Origin of the sequence: Pseudomonas tehranensis, assembly GCF_014268615.1 — a bacterium.
Taxonomy (GTDB): domain Bacteria; phylum Pseudomonadota; class Gammaproteobacteria; order Pseudomonadales; family Pseudomonadaceae; genus Aquipseudomonas; species Aquipseudomonas tehranensis.
The window spans coordinates 1-7,338 of sequence record NZ_JABWQV010000248.1 but is presented as its reverse complement, the minus strand read 5'-3'; the positions used below and the strand labels follow the sequence as shown (position 1 = coordinate 7,338).

Genomic DNA, 7,338 nt, shown 5'->3' with positions numbered 1-7,338 from the left:
CAAGCCCGCTCCCACAGGGGATTGGCGGTGTTACTCGGGTTTAGGCTTCACCTCGCCAATCTTCTTGAGTGAGTCCGGGGTGACGCCGTGCCTTGCATACTGCCAGGCCCAGTCCGGAATGGTCAGATGGCTTTCCACGTACATCGCAAAGTCCAGACGACTATGGCCCAGGCGATTGGTCGGGAAGTCGAAGTTGTAGAGGTACTGCTGGGCCCGACGTTGGCCGATGGAGAGCAAGCGCTGCATGATCTGGTTGGCGCGGAATTCGTCCGGGGCAAGGCTGCTTCTCAGGGCAAGGGCAAGGTGCATCTCGGAATTCAGCGCCCCGGGTCGGGCCAGTGCGAGCCGGATGGTGGCGTCGCTGAAGTGCGGCCCAATCAGGTCGGCCCAAATCTGGCTGGCGTAATCCTTGCGCAGCTTCTGCAAAGAGCCCCAGAGATTCGGAACATCGAATAACGACGCGACCCTGTCGTTGGAGGGAGGCTGCCCCGCAAAGCTGAACAGCTTGGCGACAGCCGGTATGTCGTTGTCCATGATGTTCCCCCAGGCGCCCCCCAGGAACACCAGGAAATCCGCCAACTCGTCTTGATGCGTGACGATATTTTGCAGGTTCCGGTCGTCGAACAACTGCATCCAGTCGACATCGATGCTTTCGGTGCGCTGCAATTCGCTGTAGCGGGTGCTCGCATACTCCGCAAGAAGCTGGAAACGCCTATCGGACAAGGCCGGGTTACGTAGCCACCGGGCCACTTCGCCCACCCGCAACAAACCGCCCAGGTTATGCGCGATGATCGGCGACCTGAACAGAAAATTCGCCCGTCTCAGCAAGATGGGAAAACGCCCGAGAGCGGTCTTGAACAAGTTGACAGTCCTATCGGCCCTGTCCGTGTAAATGAAATGATCGAACAGCTCCGAAGTATCACTGATGTACTTGCCAGAATCGGCATTCAACAGACTCTTGGCATCATCCAGATCATCGCTATTGACCAGGTAGGCCCCATCGAGCAGGGCTTCAAGCTGGTCTTCGTCCAGATGACCGTGCAGCGCTTCGTCATACAGGATATAAGCCGAACTGTTATTGGGATGGTGATTGACCAGTTGCCTTGCGGTCACGCCGTACTCCAGCAGGATATGGGCCACGTCAGGGGTGATCAGCAGGAACTTGTCATCAAGCAGCTTCTGGATCATTGCAGGCTCAACGGGCCCCACCAAGAGGTCCTCAAACAGTTGCTGCATGGTTTGTCGCTCTTCCTCGGAATACGGCGCATAAACGCTGGGCGCCAATTTCGCCGGCGGCCGCTGCGACAATAGGCGTCCGATTTGTTGGAGGATTTCGGTTGGCAATCTGGAGGCCGGATTGGCCGTGATTGCCATACCCACCGAACTGTTCGCGTGCAACTCCAGGTAGCGCAAGGTTGGTTGGAACAGGCGATGCGGGTTGGGCGCGCCATAGACGATCCGGGTGAGATCGAGCACCGCCGCCGAACCCAACAGGTTGTCCAGCGAAGACGCATTCTCGAAGAGCGCCTCTTGTGTCCCAGTGGGTGGCGGTGCCACGTATTGCCCGATATGCGGATGCCGGTCGATATAATCGGCCACTTCATTTCGCAAACCCTGCATCGAGAACGTTTGCTGGGTCTGTCCTTCATTCAGCCCACGGGTAACAGCATTGAAGAAACAATCACCGTCGCCAGGGATCGCCACGGTCTCCTCGCCCAGCACCAGGTTGTAATGATGCTGGGTCGTGCGATTGAGGACGACATCGGTGTCAGTCCTGTCTGGATGGCTGCTCAGGGGATAGATGGTTTCGTCTTGCCCAGGCGTAAAGCGCAACGACCAGACATGTTCAGGATCCTGTTCATTGATGATTAGCAGGCTCCGGTTCTGTGGCCAACTTTCCAGACGCGTCATGATCGACGGAATCAGGTCCATCAGCTGATTGTTCCAGGTGCCTGGCGTACGAACCTGCGAGGACAGGGCCGCAGACGACAGGGCCGGTCTCTTGGGTTTTGACGGCCCTGGCTGGGGACTCAGATCCCCCGGCCGTTTACCGCCTCCGCGGCCAAACCCCACGGCGCGCCACTGCCCATCGGACATCCGCGCCACGGTACTTCTCATCACGCCAGTGGAGCGGATGTTCAATCCCGTTAACGGGTCGACCAGAATGGCCTCGGTCGCGTCCAGCCGCGTATGGTCATGCACCCGAAACACTGTCCCCTCGGGTTGTCGCACATACACGGGGCGGGACGTCACGCTGCCGGTGGCGGTATCGCTGACGGTCGCGCGATAAAAACCCCGCGCATCCGCTGTCAGCCCGCGTATCACCGAAGTATCCGTCACGGCATAACGGCCATAAATCGCCGCGTCCAACGGCAGTCCGGTCAGTGCTTCATCCTGACTCTGCTGAGCCGTCACCGCGCGAAAAAAGGATTGACTCCGAGTGGGTACCCCCACGCCTCGGGTAAGGCGCCAGCCGCCATGATTGGCCACGGTGTGTACCAGCGCCAGGGTTTTCAGGTTCAGCGGAATAGCCCCGGTCCTGTAGATTAACAAGCCCGTTTTAACGGCGCTCTTGAGCATCTGAAAACCCGGCGCCAGGAACATACCGGCCAGTTCCATGACGATCTCGATCACCATCTGCCCGAGCCTGCCATAGGTCTGATGACGAACATTGCGGTTACTGTTGGAGCGGTGATCGGCATGGGCACTGTGAAAGTTGACGTGTACCCGGTGGAGGGTGTCAAACAGATCGCCGCTGATCAACGAACCGCGAATCAGCGGACGACCGCCCTGTTGACCCAGGGTCCGCTTTATCTGCGCCGGGTCGTTCGTGGAGATGCGCGAACGGAAATACGCCTGCCAATCCTCCCGTGGCAACAGCTCGGCAATGCCGTCGCTCAGGTCGGCGAACTCATGGAAATCCTCGCCCTCGGGGCTGTCGGGCAAATAAACGCCCACGGTGCCCTTGATATCGGGCCCTTCCTGATCGGAAAACACCAGCGCACCATTGATGCTGTTCGCATTGCCCATATGGGCGTGCCGACCGCCGGCGGCCATGCTTCCGCCCAATAACAGACCGTACACATGCACCCTGCGCCCCATGACTGGGGTACGGCCCTCTGTCGACGGTGAGCGCAGGACAGCGTCCAGCCAGAGGACGAGCTTCTTCGTCGATTTCGGTGGGTTGAAGGCCTTATCGACCACCATGGCCTTGAACACGGTGTCGCCCTGGAGCGAGGCCTCATACCCTTTGAATTTCAGATTGGCCAGATATGCTGCCTGCCAAGCCTTTTTGTAGGCAGGTTTATTCATTTCCTCCCTGAGCATGGCTTCATAACTTCCACCGGCATCGATGCTCGTGACCATCCTGGCAAGTTCGCGCCCGCTCATCGTGAGGAAATAACCGTTGGCCGGGTTCCGGATCCGCTCGCCGTCGGGATCGATGATGTAGACACTCAGCACTTCCCTCATGGCATTCGGGTACTGGGACGGTCGCAGGTTATCCAATAGCAGTTGGGTCAGGCTGGTGACACGGGACTGCCTCGGGTTGGCCCTTTTTCCATAGAAGAATGTGACCATGGACTGGTCCGGATCGGGATCTATGTCCGGGTGCACGGTGGCCTGCAGGTACTGCCTGATCTTCTGGCGAGTGAACTGCAGCAAGGTCTTGATATCGCTGTCTGCCAGCGTATAGGCGGCTTCCAGCACCCGTAGCTCCAGGCTGCGGTAATGGGCTCTCTGGGAAGCATTCGCTGCTTTGAAGAAGTCGGGGCGATTGTTTTCCACCAGTGCCTCCTGGCGGACAGCCAAAGGCCCGGCAAGGGACAACATCGGAAGCTCAAGCGCATCGTCGACGCCCAGGGCGAAGGCGGGCAAGGCGAGCGTTTCGTTTGCCGGGGCGTTCAGAAACGCCTCCAACGCCGCGCTTTGCAAACGCAGCAGGTCATCTGCCGCTGTTTCGAAGACGTGCCCGGACAACTCGGTGGAAATATCCCGGATTTTGCGTTCCAGCCCCTCAAAGACCGGGTTTGTTTTTTGCACCAGTTCCTGGAAGGAGCGGAATTTCTGTATCCCCCCTTCCAGCGAATACAGGAACAGAAGAGACTGATCGGCCCGTTTGATGACCATGGCTGCCGGCCACTTGCGTGGCGTCGCGGCCCCCATGTCGAGCATGACGGCATAGGCATGGGGAATGGGTGCCCGCAACAGGCGGTTCCTGTCCGACATGCGGGGATGGGTTGTGATGATGTCCAACAGGCGGTCTTCGTCGTTGCGCAGGTTCCGCTCATCCTGGGTCAGTACAATGGCCGGATCCCGATCTGCCTTGTACAGATCGAACAGATACAGGAAGCGCCGGCCCAGAAAATACGCCAGCGCCGTTTCTGCCGTGGATGGGCTGGGCATATCGAGCGCGCGCGCTACGCTTTTGTTCGTGCCAAACGCGACAAGGTCATCGAGGAACTGGCGCTTGAGGCTTTCGTTGGCAATGGGTGGGGCGATATAGAAGACCGACTCCATGGTCGCTGCAGTCTTGTGGTCCAACGGGCTGACAAACAGGCTGTCAGCCTCTTCCACTGCGTCCGGACGGGTAAAGAATCCCACGCTGCCGACGGTGTAGGTGGGCGGCGTATCCGTTGCCAGGCAGCCCAGCATGACGTCGGTGAAACGCTGGGAGGAGGTCAACGAACGCTTGCCCATCGAGTCGACAGCAAAATGATTCACGTAGCAGTGATCCGGTTCCATGTGCTCGAGCACCAAGGCATGGAGTTTCCCTTGGGCGATACTGGCCTTGATCCGGCCCACCAGCAGGCTTTTGAGCATTGTGTCGAACGTTGGAAGCGCGGCGAACAACCGGGCCAGTTGCACCTGATTGGCATCCAGAAACCCCAGTTGGCGCAGTTGCTCCTTTTCACGGACGCCGAGCAGATTGCCCTCGGCATCCACCTCGGTGATGACGGGTTGTCCGATGCCCTGGTAACCGGGCGCGATGCCGGCTCGCAATTGCTGCAGGACATCTTGCGAGAGCGCTTTACCGTTGGCCCGCAGTGACGAAAAGTCCAGGGACATCTGACTTCGGTGGGGATAAACCCAGCCCTCTCGCGGGGACAAGGCGGAGGAGGAAGCCCGGCTTTGATGGGCCCTCAGAAAGCCTTGTGTGACGGCGTCCCGCAACGGAACCGATGCGGTTTTGCGTTCGGCGGCCGAATCGACAGTCTCGACCTCCTGATAAGTGACCTGAACCTGCGCGTCGCCGGTAAGGCCCCATTGACCGAGCCATTGATCGGCGAATTTATGCGGCTGAAATCGAATACCGTTGGGTAACAGGCTGATGGGTTTCAAGGATAGGTCCCGGTTGTAGTTAAGGAACCGGGAACCTATCGCCTCGTCCGATCAGCGATGACATACATATGTATTGCGGCGGCGGGGAAATGTAAGCCGCCATGTCTGCTTGAAGGATCAGACCAGCTTTTGCGCCAACACCGCGATGTGCTCCGGCCCGATGCCGCAGCAACCGCCCAGGTGGCTGGCGCCGCGCTTCTGCCAATCGGCCGCCCACTGCAGATACCCGGGCGGATCGAGGTCTTCGCGTAGCGGGTCCAACCCGTCGTTGGCCGTCGCTTCCTTCGGTTGAGGAGGAAAGGCGTTGGCGTAGGCTCCAATGTGGATCTTCACTCCCAGGCGCTCGAAGGTGTCCCGCGCGGCATCGATTGCCGCGCCGATCACTTCTGGTTGGCTGCAATTGAACAGCAGCGTCTCGACGCCGAGCTCGGCGGCCACTGCCGCCGCGTCCACCACCGGCTCACCGGAACGCAGGCGCGGCACTTCATCGGTGTCTTCGTCTTTCAGGGTGAATGACAGCCAGAACGGCTTGCCGTCCTTCGGCAGCCCGGCGTGGATCGCCCGCGCTTCGACCGTCGAGCTTTGGGTTTCGGCCAGCCACAGGTCAACATGAGGCGCCAGGCCTGTCACCAGCGGCGCCAGCAATTCATTGGCACGGGAAGCATCGAACAAATCGGGTCGATAGGAACCGAACAACGGCGGCAGCGACCCGGCAATCCGTACCGATTTGCCTGAGGCCTGTACCGCTCGCTGCGCCAACTCCCCCGCCAGCGCCGCCAATGCCTGGCCCTCTGCTGCGAAGCGCTCCTCTCCGATGTGAAACGGCACCACGGCGTAGCTGTTGCTGGTAATCACATTGGCGCCGCTAGCGATATAGGCCGCGTGCACCGCCTCTACCGCCTGGGGTGCTTCGCTCAAGGCCAGCGCCGACCATTCGGGCTGCCGAAACGGCGCGCCCCGGCGCTGCAATTCGCGGCCCATGCCGCCATCGAGGATGACTATCGTTGCTGCGCCCATATGCGATTCACTCATAAGCTTATGAAAATAACTCACTACCGGAGTTGTTCTTATAACTATTTAATACGCACCCATCGCTCCACCACAACTTATTTTTCAGCCAGGGATCTCTCGTGAAATTTCAACCGCTGCTGGCCCTCGGCCTGACTCTATTGGCCGTTTCGTCACAAGCGCTCGCTGGCGCCACGCTGGATCGCATCGAGCAGAAAAAAGAACTGGTCGGCGTGCTGATGGAAAGTTATCCGCCCTTCTCATTCCTCAACGATCAGAACCAGCTCGACGGTTTTGACGTGGATGTCGCCAAAGCGGTCGCTGAAAAACTGGGTGTGAAGCTGCGCCTGGAAACCCCCTCCTGGGACGTGATTGCCGCCGGGCGCTGGAGTGGGCGCTATGACATCTGCATCTGCTCCATGACGCCAAGTAAAGCCCGCGCCGAGGTGTTCGACTTCCCGGTTCAGTATTACGCCTCGCCAGCGGTGATCGTGGTCAACGCCAAGGACGACAGCATCCATGGCGCCAAGGATCTGAGCGGCAAGAAAGTCGGCCTCACCAGCGCCTCCAGCTACGAGAGTTATCTGAACAAGAACCTGGTGATCGAAGGCGCCGAGGACACTCAACTGAGCTACCCCTTCGAAAACGTGCAGATCGCCCCGTACGACACCGACAACGTGGCTTTCCAGGATCTGGGCCTGGGTGCCGGCGTGCGGCTGGACGCTGTGCTGACCAACCTGGTGACCGCCCAGCCGCGGCTGACCGAAGACAAGCGCTTCAAGCTGGCGGGCGAGCCGCTCTATTCCGAACCGAACTCAGTGGCCATCGAAAAAGGCGACGTTGAGTGGAACAGCAAGGTACGTGAGGTTTTCGCCCAGTTGAAACAGGACGGCACCTTGAGCAAGCTTTCGCAAAAATGGATCGGCGCCGACATCAGCCAATGACTTCCTTTCCATCCCCTTCTCCCCCCCCCCCCCCCCCCCCCCCCCC

3 protein-coding genes are annotated in these 7,338 nt (G+C 59.5%); 1 reads left to right on the top strand and 2 read right to left on the bottom strand.

The window, feature by feature from the left end; translation table 11 throughout:
* Nucleotides 1-30: 30 nt before the first annotated feature.
* Complete coding sequence (locus HU811_RS23055) at nucleotides 31-5,340, bottom strand: OTU domain-containing protein (protein ID WP_189674212.1); 5,310 nt, start codon at nucleotides 5,338-5,340, stop codon at nucleotides 31-33.
* Between the two features lie 117 nt (nucleotides 5,341-5,457).
* On the bottom strand, nucleotides 5,458-6,357 hold the full coding sequence (locus tag HU811_RS23050) for a homocysteine S-methyltransferase family protein (protein ID WP_186658264.1): 900 nt from the start codon (nucleotides 6,355-6,357) through the stop codon (nucleotides 5,458-5,460).
* Nucleotides 6,358-6,470: 113 nt separating this feature from the next.
* Between HU811_RS23050 and HU811_RS23045 the strand changes: the two genes are divergently transcribed.
* Entirely contained in the window at nucleotides 6,471-7,292 is an 822-nt protein-coding gene (locus HU811_RS23045; protein ID WP_092457758.1) for an ABC transporter substrate-binding protein, read from the top strand.
* Nucleotides 7,293-7,338 lie beyond the last annotated feature (46 nt).